The sequence below is a fragment of the Streptomyces sp. NBC_00667 genome, from assembly GCF_036226825.1.
In the GTDB taxonomy this organism is placed as follows: Bacteria; Actinomycetota; Actinomycetes; order Streptomycetales; family Streptomycetaceae; genus Streptomyces.
In genome coordinates this window covers 3815718-3831329 of sequence record NZ_CP109022.1, presented here as the reverse complement: position 1 = coordinate 3831329, position 15612 = coordinate 3815718, and the positions used below count along the sequence as shown (strand labels likewise).

The 15612-nt window shown below is 74.5% G+C and carries 15 protein-coding genes; 10 read left to right on the top strand and 5 right to left on the bottom strand.

Going from position 1 to position 15612, the window contains the following annotated elements; translation table 11 throughout:
* Positions 1–293 precede the first annotated feature (293 nt).
* Both thpR and OHA81_RS17880 read left to right on the top strand, forming a co-directional pair.
* Positions 294–854, top strand: coding sequence for an RNA 2',3'-cyclic phosphodiesterase (gene thpR / locus OHA81_RS17885; protein ID WP_329197170.1), 561 nt, complete (start codon positions 294–296; stop codon positions 852–854).
* A 233-nt stretch (positions 855–1087) separates the two neighbouring features.
* Complete coding sequence (locus OHA81_RS17880) at positions 1088–2080, top strand: aldo/keto reductase (protein ID WP_329197168.1); 993 nt, start codon at positions 1088–1090, stop codon at positions 2078–2080.
* A 28-nt stretch (positions 2081–2108) separates the two neighbouring features.
* Here the strand turns inward: OHA81_RS17880 and OHA81_RS17875 are convergent, their stop codons facing one another.
* On the bottom strand, positions 2109–2798 hold the full coding sequence (locus OHA81_RS17875) for a GDSL-type esterase/lipase family protein (RefSeq protein WP_329197165.1): 690 nt from the start codon (positions 2796–2798) through the stop codon (positions 2109–2111).
* Positions 2799–2874: 76 nt separating this feature from the next.
* Here OHA81_RS17875 and OHA81_RS17870 point away from each other — a divergent pair, with 76 nt between their 5' ends.
* Positions 2875–3864 carry a WD40 repeat domain-containing protein gene (locus OHA81_RS17870; RefSeq protein ID WP_329197163.1) on the top strand — a complete coding sequence of 330 codons (990 nt, stop codon included), beginning with the start codon at positions 2875–2877 and terminating at the stop codon, positions 3862–3864.
* Between the two features lie 63 nt (positions 3865–3927).
* Here the strand turns inward: OHA81_RS17870 and OHA81_RS17865 are convergent, their stop codons facing one another.
* The gene (locus OHA81_RS17865) at positions 3928–4836 is read right to left on the bottom strand and encodes a DUF3027 domain-containing protein (protein ID WP_329197161.1); all 909 of its coding nucleotides are present in this window, start codon (positions 4834–4836) and stop codon (positions 3928–3930) included.
* Positions 4837–5190: 354 nt separating this feature from the next.
* Here OHA81_RS17865 and OHA81_RS17860 point away from each other — a divergent pair, with 354 nt between their 5' ends.
* The 5 genes from OHA81_RS17860 (at position 5191) to OHA81_RS17840 (ending at position 9912) form a co-directional block, all read left to right on the top strand.
* A complete protein-coding gene (locus OHA81_RS17860) occupies positions 5191–6549 on the top strand; it encodes an MFS transporter (RefSeq protein ID WP_329197159.1) in 1359 nt (452 codons plus the stop codon).
* 104 nt (positions 6550–6653) lie between these two features.
* On the top strand, positions 6654–7637 hold the full coding sequence (locus tag OHA81_RS17855; RefSeq protein ID WP_329192635.1) for an IS481 family transposase: 984 nt from the start codon (positions 6654–6656) through the stop codon (positions 7635–7637).
* A 176-nt stretch (positions 7638–7813) separates the two neighbouring features.
* Entirely contained in the window at positions 7814–8311 is a 498-nt protein-coding gene (locus tag OHA81_RS17850; RefSeq protein WP_329197157.1) for a DUF2771 domain-containing protein, read from the top strand.
* A gap of 7 nt (positions 8312–8318) precedes the next feature.
* The gene (locus tag OHA81_RS17845) at positions 8319–9047 is read left to right on the top strand and encodes a futalosine hydrolase (RefSeq protein WP_329197155.1); all 729 of its coding nucleotides are present in this window, start codon (positions 8319–8321) and stop codon (positions 9045–9047) included.
* Positions 9031–9912 (top strand): 1,4-dihydroxy-6-naphthoate synthase, encoded by an 882-nt coding sequence (locus OHA81_RS17840; protein WP_329197153.1) that lies wholly within the window; start codon positions 9031–9033, stop codon positions 9910–9912. The genes OHA81_RS17845 and OHA81_RS17840 overlap by 17 nt, the downstream gene beginning before the upstream one ends.
* Before the next feature lie 58 nt (positions 9913–9970).
* On the opposite strand, the gene OHA81_RS17835 is transcribed toward OHA81_RS17840, so the two are convergent.
* The gene (locus OHA81_RS17835; RefSeq protein ID WP_030961842.1) at positions 9971–10354 is read right to left on the bottom strand and encodes a cold-shock protein; all 384 of its coding nucleotides are present in this window, start codon (positions 10352–10354) and stop codon (positions 9971–9973) included.
* A 175-nt stretch (positions 10355–10529) separates the two neighbouring features.
* Between OHA81_RS17835 and OHA81_RS17830 the strand changes: the two genes are divergently transcribed.
* Positions 10530–10799: a hypothetical protein gene (locus OHA81_RS17830; RefSeq protein ID WP_329197150.1), complete on the top strand. Its 270-nt coding sequence runs from the start codon at positions 10530–10532 to the stop codon at positions 10797–10799.
* A gap of 10 nt (positions 10800–10809) precedes the next feature.
* Here the strand turns inward: OHA81_RS17830 and OHA81_RS17825 are convergent, their stop codons facing one another.
* The gene (locus tag OHA81_RS17825; RefSeq protein ID WP_329197148.1) at positions 10810–11463 is read right to left on the bottom strand and encodes an HAD family hydrolase; all 654 of its coding nucleotides are present in this window, start codon (positions 11461–11463) and stop codon (positions 10810–10812) included.
* Between the two features lie 460 nt (positions 11464–11923).
* Positions 11924–12937, bottom strand: a complete 1014-nt coding sequence (locus OHA81_RS17820; protein WP_329197146.1) for a hypothetical protein — start codon at positions 12935–12937, stop codon at positions 11924–11926.
* Positions 12938–13034: 97 nt separating this feature from the next.
* Between OHA81_RS17820 and OHA81_RS17815 the strand changes: the two genes are divergently transcribed.
* The gene (locus OHA81_RS17815) at positions 13035–15560 is read left to right on the top strand and encodes a helicase C-terminal domain-containing protein (protein ID WP_329197144.1); all 2526 of its coding nucleotides are present in this window, start codon (positions 13035–13037) and stop codon (positions 15558–15560) included.
* The last annotated feature ends 52 nt before the right edge of the window (positions 15561–15612 follow it).

The following is a 15612-nucleotide window of genomic DNA, read 5'->3' as shown; positions in this document are numbered from 1 at the left end:
CCGAGCGGAGCGAGGGGGCCCACCCACCCGCGCGACGGATCGCCCGTCAGGGGCTGCGCACGGCCTGCCGGCGACCGCTACGCGGCTGACGTGCTCCGGCGCCGGACAGGACGCCGTTACCGGCCCGGTGAGGCGCCGACCCGCGCATCCAGCCTCGTGGGGGCGCCTCCCCGCGGCAGCCGGGGGAGTCCGGGGGCCGCGGGTGGGGGCGGAGCCGCCCCGGGGCGGCGCGCAGCGCAGTGGCGGCGCGGGTGAAGACCCGGGCGTCGCCCCGCAGGGCTAAGGTCACCCCCATGAGGCTGTTCGCCGCCGTTATGCCCCCGGCCGCCGCCGTCGCGGAACTCCGCGAGGCCGTCCGGGCCCTCACCCGGGACCCCGCGCTCCGGTGGACCGCGGAAGCGTCCTGGCACTTCACGCTCGCCTTCATGGGCGAGGTACGGGCCGAGCTGCTCCCCGAGCTGCACGCCCGCCTCGCCCGGGCAGCAGCCCGCACGGAGGCGTTCCCCCTGCGCATCCACGGCTGCGGCCATTTCGGCGACACCGCCCTGTGGGCCGGCGCCGCGGGGGACCTCGACCGGATGCGGCTCCTCGCCGAGCGCGCCGACGCCGCCGCCCGCCGGGCCGGGATCCCGATGGAGCAGCACCGCCGCTACACCCCGCACCTCACGCTCGCGCGCGGCTCCCGCGGTGCCTCGCTCCGCCCCCACCTCGACGCCCTCGCCCCCTTCGAGGGCACGCCCTGGCAGGTCGACACCCTCAGCCTGGTGCGCAGCAACCTGCCCACCCACGGGATCCCCGGCGAGCAGCCCCGCTACGAAGTGGTCGGCGCCTGGCCCCTGTCCGCCGCCGCGTAGGGGCAGACGGCGGCGTGTGAGCGGTGTCGCAGCGGCCCCGCACCGGCGGGCGCCGGGTGTCGCGTTAGGCTCGACGGGTGGATCCGAAGACCAGAAACCGTGTCATGGCCGGTGTGCTCGTGCTGATGTTCGTCGTCGTCGCCGTGGCGGCCGCCGTCGGGCAGTAGTCCCGACGCCCCGACGCCCCCGGCGCTCTTGCTTCGAGTCGACTCCAAGCAGTTGGCTTGGGTCCCATGAAGTACACGCAGCTCGGACGCACCGGACTCAAAGTCAGCCGACTCGTCCTCGGCACGATGAACTTCGGTCCGCAGACAGACGAACCGACCAGCCACGGCATCCTGGACGCCGCCCTCGACGCGGGCCTGAACTTCGTGGACACCGCCAACGTCTACGGCTGGGGCGAGAACAAGGGCCGCACCGAGGCGATCATCGGCACCTGGTTCGCCCAGGGCGGTGGCCGCCGGGACAAGACGGTCCTGGCCACCAAGGTCTACGGGGACATGACCGCCGACGGCGGCGGCCCCTGGCCCAACCACGACCGCCTGTCGGCCCTCAACATCCGCAGGGCCGTCGACGCCAGCCTCAAGCGGCTGCAGACCGACTACATCGACGTCTACCAGTTCCACCACGTCGACCGCCGGACGCCCTTCGAGGAGATCTGGCAGGCCATCGACGTCCTGGTCCGGCAGGGCAAGATCCTCTACGCGGGCTCCTCCAACTTCCCCGGCTACAAGATCGCCCAGGCCAACGAGACCGCCGCCCGGCGCGGGTCGTTCGGGCTGGTCAGCGAGCAGTGCCTGTACAACCTCGCCGAACGGCGCGCCGAGATGGAGGTCATCCCGGCCGCCCAGGAGTACGGCCTCGGCGTCATCCCCTGGTCCCCGCTGCACGGCGGGCTGCTCGGCGGTGTCATCAAGAAGGAGGCGCAGGGCGGGCGCCGCGCCTCGGGCCGCTCGGCGGACGCGCTGGCCAACAGCACCGTGCGGGCGCAGGTGCAGGCGTACGAGGACCTCCTCGACAAGCACGGCCTGGAGCCCGGCGAGACGGCTCTGGCCTGGCTGCTGAGCCGGCCCGGGGTCACCGGACCGATCGTCGGCCCCCGTACGTCCGAGCAGCTCGACAGCGCCCTGCGCGCGCTGGAACTGGAGCTGGACGACGAACTGCTGACGGCGCTGGACGAGATCTTCCCCGGCCCCGGTCCGTCCCCGGAGGCCTTCGCCTGGTGAGCGCCCGGCCCCTGCCGGGCGGCGGACGTCAGACGGCGGCCGGCCGGTAGGGGCCGCCGACGGACCACGCCTGGTGGAGTGCCGACGCGAACTCGGCCGCCAGGCGGTGTTCACCGGAGGCGTTGGGGTGCGTGCCGTCGTACGTGTCCTGACCCAGCTCGTAGCCCTGCGGGCGCGCGGCCAGCAGGATCGGCGAGGCGGGGGTGGAGAGGTCCGCCACCGCCTTGGCGAGCAGCTCGTTGAAGCGGGCCACCTGGGCGGCGAAGGGCGCGTCGTAGTCGGCCCGGACGTTCGGTATGACGGGGAGCAGGACCATCCGGATGCCGGGGCGGGCGGCGCGGGCCCGCGCGATGAACCCGCGGACGTTGACGGCGGTCTGCGGCGCGTCCGTGTAGAAGCCGAGGTCTATCAGCCCGAGCGACACGAGCAGCACGTCCGGCCCGGCGGCGGCGACCGCCGGGCCGATCAGCGGGGCCATGTGCTGCCAGCCCTCGCCCCACCCGGCCAGGTGGCGGCGGGCGTCCTGCGGGAACGCGGGGTCGGCGTACGCGTGGCTGACGGGCGCGTCGGCCGCCGCGTCGTACAGCGCGCTGCGCGGGCCGACGATGCGGAAGGAGTCGCCCAGGGTGGCGCACAGGTGCTGCCACATCCGGTAGCGCCAGGTGTAGTCGCCGGCGCGTCCGATGGTCATGGAATCGCCGACGAACATGAAACGCATCCGGTCATCATCGCGGATCACCGGTCACCGGCAGCTGTGATGCCCGCCACGCCGGGCGGCCTGGCAGGCTTGGGGAATGCGCCTGCTGCCGATCTTGACCGCCTTCGCCGCCGCCGTCGTCCTCACCGGTTCCCCGGCGGCGGCAGCCGCCGCCCCCGGTGCCTCGGACTTCACCATCCAGGACCCGCGCATCAAGGAGTCCAGCGGACTCGCGGCCAGCCGCGTCCACCCGGGCGTCTACTGGACCCACAACGACAGCGACGACGGCCCGTACGTGTACGCCGTCGACTCCGCGACCGGCCGGACGGTGGCGCGGGTGACGCTGACGGGCATCGGGCGGCCGCGCGACGTCGAGGCGATCTCGCTGGGCCCGGACGGGCAGCTGTACGTCGCCGACATCGGGGACAACAGGGACGGCACCTGGGACCACGTCTGGATCTACCGCTTCCCGGAACCAAGGGAGTTGGGGGACGCGACGGTCAAGGCGGAGCAGTTCACGGTGCGGTACGCGGACGGCCCGCGCAACGCGGAGGCGCTGATGGTGCATCCGGTGACGGGCAGGGTCTACATCGCGAGCAAGAACGAGCGGACCGGCGGGCTCTACGAGGGACCCGAGCGGCTGTCGGCCGACGGCACCAACGTGTTCCGGCGGATCGCGGACGTGCCGTGGGTGACGGACGGGGCGTTCTCGCCGGACGGCGGCCGGCTGACGCTGCGCGGGTACTTCTTCGCGAGGACGTACCCGTGGAAGGACGGGCGGCCGCAGGGCGCCGGCGAGCCGGTGTCCGCGCCCTGGCAGGGGCAGGCGGAGTCGGTGACGTACTCGGCGGACGGCTCGGCGCTGATGTTCGGCTCGGAGGGGGTGAACAGCCGGGTCGTCGCGGTCCCGGTGCGCCCGGCGCAGACCGCCCCGCCCACCTCGGCCGCCCCCGTCCCGGGCACCCCGTCCGCTCCCGCGCAGCAGGAGCCGCGACCGGGCACCTTCACCAAGGGCGCCCTGACCCTCGTCGTGGCCACGGCCCTGGTCCTGGCCGGCCGTCGTCTCGTCCGCCGCCGCAAGCGCTGATCCGGCGCCGCCCGCCGGATCCGGCGCTGCGGCGCCGCAGGGGCCCGTCCGCGGCCGGACCCGTCAGGAGTGGCCCAGGTCCGCCGGGGGAAGGTCCGCCACCGGCACCGACCCGGTGTCCTCGGCCGGCCGCAGGACGAACTCGTCCGAGCCCATCGAGTCGAGCACCGGCGGCGCCGGCCGCAAGGGCTTCGGCATGACCGCGGCCTCCGAATGCCCGCCGCACCCGTAGGACAGCGACACCAGCCGCCCGTCCGCCGGACTGAACTCGTTCGCGCACACCCCGAAGGCCTGCCCCAGCGAGCCGCCGACCTTGACGAGGAACCCGCACGACACGCACGACGCCGGCGCCGCCTGCGCCATCGGGGTCTTCGCCCCGAACGCCTCGTCCCAGCGGTCCGCCGCACTGTGCAGCCCGTACCGCGACAGCACCCGCGCCCGGCGCATGCCGAGCTCCTCGGCGACCGAGGTGATGGAGCCCCGTACCGGCACCACGACCCGGTCGGTGACGTCCGCGTCCTCCGCCTCGACCAGCTCGGCCATCTCCTCGGAGACCACCGAGTTCGGCGGCGGCGCGTCCTCGCCCGTCCAGCCCGGCTCCAGCCGCAGGTCATCGGCCTCGGTGGGCAGCAGGTCGCCGGGGCCGAGGTCACCGGGCCGCAGCCGCTCGCTCCACGGCACCCATTCGGGGGCGAGCAGCGCGTCGTCGCCCGGGAGGAGCACCGTTTCGTCGAGGGTGACGAGCTTGGCGCGGGAGGCGCGCGTGACGGTGACGGCCCACCGCCAGCCCCGGTAGGCGGGGTCCTTGCACTCGAAGAAGTGGGTGACGACCCGGTCGCCCTCGGAGACGACGGAGAGGTGCCCGCCCACCACTCCGGGGGCGGCGGCCTCCTCGGCCGCCGCACGGGCGAGGTCTACCGCCTCGGCACACAGGCGGTCGGGGGTACGGCTTCGCGTCGTCGCAGCACTCACAGGTCTCGTTCTCTCCTACGCCGTCTCACGAGTGCGCCGTCCGTACTGTCGTCCACAACGACCCGTCGGTCTTGTCCGTACGTAGCGCGGGCGGAGCGGACCAGAGGGCCGCGTCGACGTCCGCACCCGATCGGCCTCGGGCGCACCTACCTGCAATCCATTCTGCGGGATCGCGAAGAGGCGCGCGGCCAAGAGCAACCGCCGGTGGCGCGCTACGCACGCTACCTCCTCCGACGGCTTCGGCCCACATGCAAGGTCCGATTCGCGGACAACCCGGCACCGGCCAGGTGCCCGAAACGCGCCGGGAGGGGTCCGGGAGGGGTCCGTGAGGGCCCGGTGGGGCACTATGGCCAGGTGACACCCGTACGGTCGTCCGCCGACGGCCCGGGACCGGCCAGGCGGGCCGGCCGGGCCGTCGGTCGTGCCCTGCACCTCCCGATCACCGGGACGGCCCGCGGGATCCGGCGGGCCACGCACGCGCACGGGGCGGGTGAATCGGGGCTCGGCAAGCTCATCGAGCTGCACGCCATCAACGGCGCCGGCGATGTGATGATCACGGTGGCCCTGGCGTCGACGGTGTTCTTCTCCGTCCCCACGGACGAGGCACGCGGCCGTGTGGCCCTGTACCTCGCCATCACCATGGCCCCCTTCACCCTGCTGGCCCCGGTGATCGGTCCGCTGCTGGACCGGCTGCCGCACGGGCGGCGGGCCGCGATGGCGAGCGCGATGCTCGCGCGGGCGCTGCTGGCGGTGATGATGTCGGGCGCGGTGGCCACGGGCGGGCTGGAGCTGTATCCGGCGGCGCTGGGCGTCCTGGTCGCGTCGAAGGCGTACGGGGTCGTGCGCAGCGCCGTGGTACCCAGACTGCTCCCGCCGAAGTTCTCACTCGTCAAGGCGAACTCCCGGGTCACGCTGGCCGGGCTGCTGGCCACGGGCGCGGCGGCGCCGGTCGGGGCCGGGCTCCAGACGATCGGCCCGCCGTGGCCGCTGTACGGGGCCTGCGCGATCTTCATCTGGGGGACCTTCGCGGCGTTCACGCTGCCGCACAAGGTGGACGAGGCGAAGGGGGAGCGGCGGGCGCGGCTGTCCACGCACGAGGCCCACTCGCGCAGGCCGGGGCTGCGGACGATCAGCCGGCCGGTGCTGTGCGGACTGCTCGCGAACGCCTCGATGCGGGTGCTGTCCGGGTTCCTGATCTTCTTCCTGGCGTTCCTGCTGCGCGAACACCCCCTGGCGGGGCAGAGCGCGGCGGTGTCGCTGGGCATCGTCGGCGTGGCGGCGGGCGTCGGCAACGCGGGCGGTACGGCGGTGGGCGCCTGGCTGCGGGCGCGGGCCCCGGAGACCATCATCGCGGCGGTGCTGACGGCCACCCTCGGGGTCGCGGTGCTGGCGGCGGTGTTCTTCAGCGGGCTGATGGTGGCGGTGCTGGGCGCCACGGCCGGTTTCTGCCAGGCCCTCGCGAAGCTCTCCCTGGACGCGATGATCCAGCGCGACGTCCCGGAGGCGGTGCGCACGTCGGCCTTCGCCCGCTCGGAGACGCTGCTCCAGATGGCGTGGGTCCTGGGCGGCGGGATAGGCATCGTGCTGCCGCTGAACGGCGTACTGGGCATGTCGGTGGCGGCCGCCGTCGTGGCCACCGGCACCACCCTCGCCCTCCGCGGCCGCCTCATCACCTCCCACCAGCCGGGCTCCTCCCGGCCCAGGGTGGCCTAGGTGTATTGATCACGAGCGTTGTTAACAGAGCCGGGTCTTGATCATGGCGAAGACCTCCGGTGTGGTGGAGGTGTCTAGGCTCCACACCACACACGGAGGTCTTCGTGTCCCACCGTAATGCCCGGCTGACGGTTCACGGCAGGCGGATCCTGGTCGAGCGGGTTCTGGCCGGGCGGCCGGTCGCCCACGTGGCCGCCGAGATGGGCATATCCCGGCCCACCGCCCACAAATGGGTCCGCCGCTGGCGGGCCGAAGGCGAGGGCGGCCTGCACGACCGTTCCAGCAGGCCGCGTACGACCCCGCACCGCACCCCCGCGACGATCGAGGCCCGCGTCTGTGACCTGCGCCGAAGCCGCAAGCTCGGGCCGGCCCGCATCGGCCCGGTCCTGGGCCTGCCCGCCTCCACCGTCCACCGGATCCTGGCCCGCCACGGCCTGAACCGGCTGGCCTGGCTGGACCGGCCCACCGGCCAGCCGATCCGCCGCTACGAACGGGCCCGACCGGGCGAACTGGTCCACGTCGACATCAAGAAGCTCGGGAACATCCCCGAAGGCGGCGGATGGCGCGTGGTGGGCCGGGCGGCAGGCGACCGCAACCGCCAAGCCACCACCGACCAGCGCAAAAGCTCCACGCCGGTCATCGGCTACAGCTACATCCACTCCGCCGTCGACGACCACTCCCGCCTGGCCTACAGCGAGGTCCTCACCGACGAACGCAAGCAGACGGCCGTCGCCTTCTGGCAGCGAGCCCAGGCGTTCTTCACCGCCCACGGGATCACCGTTGAACGCGTCCTGACCGACAACGGCTCCTGCTACAAGTCCAAGCAGTTCACCCAGACCCTGGCCGCGGCCGGCATCACCCACAAGAAGACCAGGCCCTACCGGCCGCAGACCAACGGCAAAGTCGAACGCTTCAACCGCACCCTCCTCGACGAATGGGCCTACCTACGGCCCTACCAATCGAACAACGAGCGGACAGCGGCCCTGGCAGACTTCCTCCACACCTACAACCACCACCGCTGCCACACCGCACTGGACGGCAAGCCGCCCATCAGCCGAGTGAACAACGCTGCGGGTCAATACACCTAGGCCGTCTCGCCGGGTCCCGCGGGCGTTGCGGGGCGCGGGGTCCGCGGCGCAGCCCCCGGCAGGCCCGGCGCCACCGGGGCCGCACGGCGCAGCGGCGCCGCACCCGCCCCAGACGCAGCCACGCCTGAACACCCCCGTGCGGCGGCGCGGCCGACCGGCCAGATAGCCTTCGGCTCATGACCGCACCGCTTATCCCGGGTAGGGCCCGCCGCAGCGTCGCGGCCCTCGGAGCCGTGTCCGCCGGCCTCCTCCTCATCTCGGCCTGCGACAACGCCAAGCCGACCCCCCTCGCGACCGTGACCGTCGGCAGCTCGACGGTGTCCGCGCAGGCCGCCTGCCGCCCCGCCAAGGGCGAGGAACTCTCCATCGAGAAGGTCCAGGCCTGCCTCGCCAACGTCAAGGACGCCAAGACCATCGAGTACGGCCGCGGCGACACGCTGCGCCTGGGCGTCGAGCCCGCCGTCGTCGAGGACGACAAGAAGTGGCAGGCGGTCCTCGACGGACAGCCGATCACCGAGCCCTCCGCGAACACCTACCGCAGCTTCGCGGGCGCCGACGTCTTCGCCACCGGCGGCCAGGGCGAGGCCCCCGCCTCGAAGATGCTGGGCTTCGTCCAGGTCGGCCCGGACGGCAAGCCGCTCGCCGTCTGGTCCTTCAAGGTCAAGCTCAAGTAGCCGCACCGTGCGCGTGCTCATCGTGACCGCCGTGGCCGCGGAGGCAGACTCCGTGACCGCCGGTCTGACCCCTCATCCGGATCCGGTCACCCCGGAGCCGCGCACGCTGCCCGGCCGGTATCCGATCCACCGCCGGGACCTGCCCGGTCTCGCCGCCGACGTGCTCGTCGGCGGCGTCGGGCCGGCCGCCGTCGCGGCCGCCACGGCCACCGCGCTGGCGCTGGCCGACTACTCGCTCGTCGTCTCCGCCGGCATCGGCGGCGGGTTCCTGCCCGCCGCCCCGCCCGGCTCCCTCGTCGTCGCCGACGCGATCGTCGCCGCCGACCTCGGGGCCGAGACACCCGACGGGTTCCTGCCGGTGGACGCGCTCGGCTTCGGCCACAGCGTGCACCTGCCGCCCGCCGAGCTCGCCGCCCGGGCCGCCGAGGCCACCGGCGCGCTGCTCGCGCCCGTCCTCACCGTCTCCACCGTCACCGGTACCGCCGCGCGGGCCGCCGGGCTCGCCGCCCGGCACCCCCTCGCCGGCGCCGAGGCCATGGAGGGCTTCGGCGTGGCGGAGGCGGCCGCCGCGCACGGGCTCCCCGTCCTGGAGGTCCGGGCGGTGTCCAATCCCGTCGGGCCCCGCGACCGGGACGCCTGGCGGATCGGGGACGCCCTGACCGCGCTCGCCGAGGGCTTCCACGCGCTGGGACCCGTACTCGTCCACTGGGGAGAACACCATGAGCGGCACCCCTGACACCGGCGTCGACGCCACCGGCGCGACGGCGGTCCGCATCGCCTATTCGCCGTGTCCCAACGACACCTTCGTCTTCGACGCCTGGGCGCACGGCCGGGTCCCCGGCGCGCCCGTCCTCGACGTCACCTTCGCGGACATCGACGTCACCAACGGCATGGCCGAGCGCGGCGAGCTCGACGTGCTCAAGGTGTCCTACGCGGTGCTGCCCTGGGTGCTGGAGGAGTACGCGCTGCTGCCCTGCGGCGGGGCGCTGGGGCGCGGCTGCGGCCCCCTCGTGCTCACCCGTGAGCCCGGCACCGACCTCGTGGGCAAGACGGTCGCCGTGCCGAGCGAGCGTTCAACCGCGTACCTGTTGTTCCGGCTGTGGGCGGCCGACGTGCTGCCCGCGCCGGTCGGCAAGGTGGTGGTGCTGCCGTTCCACGAGATCATGCCGGCGGTGCGCGACGGCCGGGTGGACGCCGGGCTGGTCATCCACGAGGCCCGGTTCACCTATCAGGACTACGGGTTGCACTGTCTGGCCGACATGGGCGAGCACTGGGAGACCACCACCGGCCTGCCCATCCCGCTCGGCGCGATCATCGCCAAGCGCTCGCTGGGCACGGACGCGCTGCGCGCGCTGGCCGAGTCGGCCCGTGCGTCGGTGCGGATGGCCTGGGACGACCCCGAGGCGTCCCGTCCCTACGTGCGCGCGCACGCGCAGGAGCTGGACCCGGCCGTCGCCGACCAGCACATCGGGCTGTACGTCAACGAGTTCACCGCGGACCTCGGTGACGACGGCTACGCGGCCGTCCGCGGGCTGCTGACCCGGGCGGCCGCGGAGGGTCTGGTTCCCGCCATCGCGCTCGACGCACTGCGCTTCCCGTAGCCGCGAACGCCGGTGCCCCGCCCCCCTGCAGGGGGGCGGGGCACCGGCGTTCGCCGTCTCAGACGTCGAGCTGGTCGGCGACCGCCCGCAGCAGCCCGGCGATCTTCGTGCCGTGCGTCTTGTCGGGGTAGCGGCCGCGCTCCAGCATCGGCGTGATGTTCTCCAGCAGGGTCGTCAGGTCCTGCACGATGGAGGCGAGCTCGTCCGGCTTGCGGCGCTGGGCGGCCGCGACGGACGGTGCCGGATCCAGCACCGTCACCGAAAGCGCCTGGTCACCGCGCTGTCCGGCGACCACGCCGAACTCCACGCGCTGGCCGGGCTTGAGGGCGTCCACCCCGGCGGGGAGCACCGACGAGTGGACGAAGACGTCCCCGCCGTCGTCGCGGGAGAGAAAGCCGAAGCCCTTCTCACTGTTGAACCACTTGACCTTGCCGGTAGGCACGTCCGTCCTCTGTTCTTGTGCGTGTCGGGTCCGAAGGGCCGTGTGACGGCTCCGGACAGCAGTGCAGCGGGTCCCCTGACCCGCCACCTCCAGGCTAATGCTCAGGAAACGGGTGACAAGTCGTTACCCGGTCCTTCCCGCACCGCTGCTTCGGCCAGGGAACTACCCTGGTGGGGTGACTGTTACTCCTCATCCCGATCACGACGACGCGCCCCGGCCGGGCGACGGACTGATCCGGGCCGGCGGCGTCGTGTTCATCGTCGGTGCCGTCGCCACGCTCGTGACGATGGCGCCGTTGTTCCTCGGCACCGACCCGTTCCCGTCGTACGCGTGGGCCGTGTGCATGCTGATGGGCGTGGGGTTCGCCGTCTCGGCGGCGGGCGTGGTCCGCTCCGCCGCCGCGCAGCGCAGGGCGGCCCGGGAGTCCGGGGCCGCCGCGGGCTGAGGTCCGCAGGTCAGACCTCGCGGGTACGGACGTACTCCGCGAGCCACTCGGGCAGCGCGGTCAGGTCCTTGAGTACGACGTCGGCACCGGCCGCGCGCAGCTCGGGCTCGGGGCACGGGCCGGTCGGCACGGAAACCGACACCGCCCCGGCGGCGCGCGCCCCGCGCACGTCGCCGACGTGGTCGCCGACGTAAACCTGCGCCCCGTACTCGCGCAGGGCCTCCGCCTTGGCCTCGGCCCACAGCCAGCCGATGACGGCGTCGGGCTCGATGCCGAGGTGCTCCAGGTGCATGCGGGCGTTGGGCTCGTTCTTGGCGGTCACGACGATCGCCCGCCCGCCCATCCCCTGCACGGCCTTGATCGCCTCACGGGCACCGGGCATCGCGGGGGTGGAGTGGATGGCGTGCGTGGCGTAGATCTCCCGGTACCGGTCGACCATCGCCGGGATCTGCTCTTCGGGGAACCACCGGGCGATCTCCTCCTCCAGCGGCGGTCCGAGCCGGGTGACGGCCTCGTCGGCGTCGATGAAGGTCCCGGTCTCCGCGGAAAGCGCCTGGTAGTTGGCTCTGATGCCGGGGCGGGAGTCGATGAGAGTCATGTCGAGGTCGAATCCGACCGTCAACTGCGGGACGGGGGGTGCGGTGGGGGGCGTCTCGGAACTCATGGGTGCCATTGTGCCGAGACCGGTCGGACCGGAGGGAACAGGTGCGCGGCCCCGGGTGGCCGGGGGATGAAATGTGCGGACTTGTCAGCCCAGAACCCCCCTCCTGCTATAGGCCCCCTCAAGCAATCCATGACGCCGTGTCGAAGCAACCGGAAACCCCACCACCGCTTACCGGCCGGTAAGTCCGAAATCCACCCTCGTGCGGTGCGCCCTTTTCAGCCCAGTCCCCCCTAAATCCGGCCACCCGAGCCGCTCCGACCGGGCACCACCTCGGCAACCCAGCCCCGCCGGCGCCCCGCCAAATCCAGCCCCGCCGACGCCCCGGCAAACCCAGCCCCGCCGGCGTTTGAGGCGCGGGGTGCGGGGCGGAGCCCCGGAAAGCCCGGCGCAGCCGGGGCCGCTTCGCGCCGCTGCACCGCAGACGAACCCGCCCGCAGCGCAGCGGCCCCGCACGCGCACCTCAGGCCCGGCGCGAGCGCCACGCCACGTACGCCGCCGCCACCAGGCCGGACACCCGCGCCAGCACCGGCCACATGTCCTGGAAGACCGCCCCCAGCTCCTGGTCCCCCAGCGCCTCCCCCCAGCGCCCGGCGTGCCGCCCCCACAGCCACACCACGGCCCCCGCGAACACCACCCCCGGCACCCCGAACACCACCGCCTTGCGCTCCGTCGGCCCCAGCACCCGGGACCCGTACGGCAGCAGGAAGCCGACCGCCAGGACCAGCCAGTACCCCGACACCGCCCCCGCGACCAGCACCACCGCCGCCAGCAGCAGGAACATGTTCGGCTTCGGCCGGGCAGCCACCACCGGAACCACCGCCGCCGCCGGCGCAGCCGCGGCCGGGACCCCCTTCCGCCGCTCCCGCAGGGCCCGTACGACCACCCGCACCCGGGACGGCGTACCCGGCGCCGCCCCGGCGACAGGGGCCGCCCCCTTCTCGGCGCCCTCGGCACCCTCGGCGTCCTCGTCCTCCCCGAACCGGTCCGGGATCTCGATCCCCCCGGCGAACCCCTCCACCTGCGGCCCCGCCCCGTAGCCGCTCGGCCCGAGCCGCCACCAGTCCGGCTCGCCGTCGTCGCCGTCGCCCAGCTCGTCCAGACCGGCCAGGTGCGGCGGCACGTTCTCCGCCGGCCGCGGCTCCGGCGTCTGCTTGCGCCGCACGCCCCCGCGCCCACCGCCCCGCTGCTCCGGCACCGAAGACACGGACGGCACCGAAGGCGCCGACAGCACCTCCGGCGAGGCCGCCGCCCCCGGCACCCCGGCCAGCACCTCCTCCGGCGTACCGATCCGCTCCAGGATCCGCCGGACCGCCGCCGGCGTCTCCGGCTCGTACTTGGCGCGCCGCCGGTCGATCTCGTCCCGCAGCCCCGCCACCAGCCGCATCCGGTCCCCCGACGACAGCTGCCTGCGCTGCGCCAAGTCCCCGACCCTGCTCAGGTATTCGTAGACCAGCTGGTCACTCTCGATCCCCACGCCCCGCCTCCTCCCGTCCCGCCTGACCCGAAGGTAGCGCGTACGCCGTGGGGCCGCTGGCGGCGCAACGGAGACCGCAGCGGATACCGTTGACCGGATGGGGACCGGCCGACGGACCGGCCGACGCGACCAGGAGGCGACCGTGCCCGACCCAAGCACCGCGGAGCCAAGCACCGCCCAGGCCCGCACCGCGGAGGCCACCGCCGCCGCGGCCACCGCCCCGCGCTCCCTCGCCGAGGCGCTCCGCGCCCGCGACGACGTGGCCCTCGCCGCGCTGCTGCACGCCCGCCCGGACCTGCTGACCCCGGTGCCCGGCGACGTCACCCAGCTCGCCACCCGCGCCGGGACCCGCGCCTCCGTGGTCCGCGCGCTGGACCGCCTCGACCGGTTCGCCCTCCAGACGGCCGAGGCCCTGGCGGTCGCCCCGGACCCCTGCCCGTACCCGGTGCTGGAGTCGCTGCTGGCCGGCGACACCGGCAGCTCCGGCGAGGACAACGGTGCCCGCGCCGCCCTCCCCCGGGCCCTCGGCACCCTGCGCGACCAGGCACTGGTGTGGGGGGACGACGACCGGCTCCGCCTGGTCCGCACCGCCCGCGAGCTGCTCGCCCCGTCCCCGGCCCGCCCCTCCCCCACCGGCCTGGGCCCCACCGTCGCCGAGGCCACCTCCGGGATGTCCCCGAACCGGATCCAGGAGATCGTGGCGACCGCCGGGCTGCCCGCCACCCACGACCCCGTCTCCGCCGTGTCCGCGCTGACCGCCCTGTTCACCGACCCCGAGCGGATGTCGGCGCTGCTGGACCAGGCCCCGGCGGAGGCCCACCAGGTGCTGGGCCGGCTCGTGTGGGGGCCGCCGTACGGGGAGGTGACCCCCGATCCGACTCCGCCGGTGCGCTGGCTGCGCGACCGGGGTCTGCTGCTGCCCGCCTCGGCGCGCACCGTCGTACTGCCCCGCGAGGTGGCGCTGTACCTGCGCGGCGGGCTCGCCCACCGGGTGACGGAGCCGGTCGCGCCCCCCGTACGGCTGCACCGCGAGCACCGTCCACAGCTTGTGGACGCGAACGCGGCGGGGCAGGCGCTGGCGGCGCTGTCGACCGTGGAGGAGCTCGTCAAGTCCTGGGAGCACGCCGGTCCCCCGGTGCTGCGGGCCGGCGGCCTGTCCGTACGGGACCTCAAGCGGACCGCGGCCGCCCTGGACACCACCGAGCAGTCGGCGGCGTTCTGGGCCGAACTCGCCTACGCCTCCGGACTGGTGGCCGGTGACGCCGAGGCGGACGAGCGGTACGCGCCCACCCCCGCCTTCGACGGGTGGCTCGAACTCCCGCCCGCCGAGCGCTGGTCGGCGCTGGTACGGGCGTGGCTGCCGGCGACCCGCACGGCCGGGCTGGTCGGCGAACAGGACAGCAAGGGGCGCACGTTGTCGGCGCTCGGCCCCGACCTGGACCGCTCGGCCGCCGCCGAGGTCCGCCACCGCGTCCTCGTGCTCCTCGCCGAGCTGCCGGAGGGCGGCTCGCCCGAGCCGGACGCGCTGCTGGCCCGGCTCGCGTGGGAGCGCCCGCCGCGCGGCACCAGCGACCTGCGGGCCCGCCTCGCGCACTGGACGCTGACCGAGGCGGAGGTCCTCGGCGTCACCGGCCGGGGCGCGCTCAGCGCGTTCGGCCGCGCCCTGCTGGAGGGCCGCGACCCGGCGCCGGTGCTCGCCCCGCAGCTGCCGGAACCGGTGGACCACGTCCTGCTGCAGGCCGACCTGACGGCCGTGGCCCCGGGCCCGCTGCGGCGGCCGCTCGGCGACACCCTGGCGGTGCTCGCGGAGGTGGAGTCCAAGGGCGGCGCGACGGTGTACCGCTTCACGCCGGGCTCGGTGCGCCGGGCCCTGGACGCCGGGCACACCGCCGTCGACCTGCACGCCTTCCTCGCCGAGCACAGCCGTACCCCGGTCCCGCAGCCGCTGTCGTACCTCATCGACGACGTGGCCCGGCGTCACGGGCACCTGCGGGTCGGCGCCGCCTCCTCGTACCTGCGCTGCGACGACGACGGCATGCTGAACGAGATCCTGGCCGACAAGCGCTCCGCCGGGCTGGGGCTGCGGCGGCTCGCGCCGACGGTGCTGGCCGCGCAGGCCGAACCGGGGGCCCTGCTCGACGGGCTGCGCGCGATGGGCTACGCGCCGGCCGCGGAGTCCCGTTCGGGCGACGTGGTGGTGGCCCGGGCGGACGCGCACCGCACTCCGGCGCGGTCGGCGCCCGCGCCGGTGCCGGACGGCCCGCCGGTGCCCGACGCGACCCTGCTCGGGGCGGCCGTACGGGCGATCCGCGCGGGCGACCTGGCGGCGACGGCGGTGCGCAAGGACCCGGCCGGCCCTGCCCCGGGCGGCAGCCGCCCCGGCGACCTCCCGCGCACGAGCGCGGCGGAGACCCTCGCGACGGTGCAGGCGGCCGCGCTGACCGGCTCGGCGGTGTGGATCGGGTACGTGAACGCGGAGGGCGCGGCGAGCCAGCGGGTCATCGCCCCGGTCCGGGTCGAGGGCGGCTTCGTCACCGGCTACGACCACACGGCGGACGAGGTCCGCACCTTCGCCCTCCACCGCATCACGGGCGTGGCGGAACTCGCGGAGGACCAGGTGTAGGGCGGAACGCGCACAGGACCAGGTCCAGGCCGTCTCTCCCGGATCGTGCCTG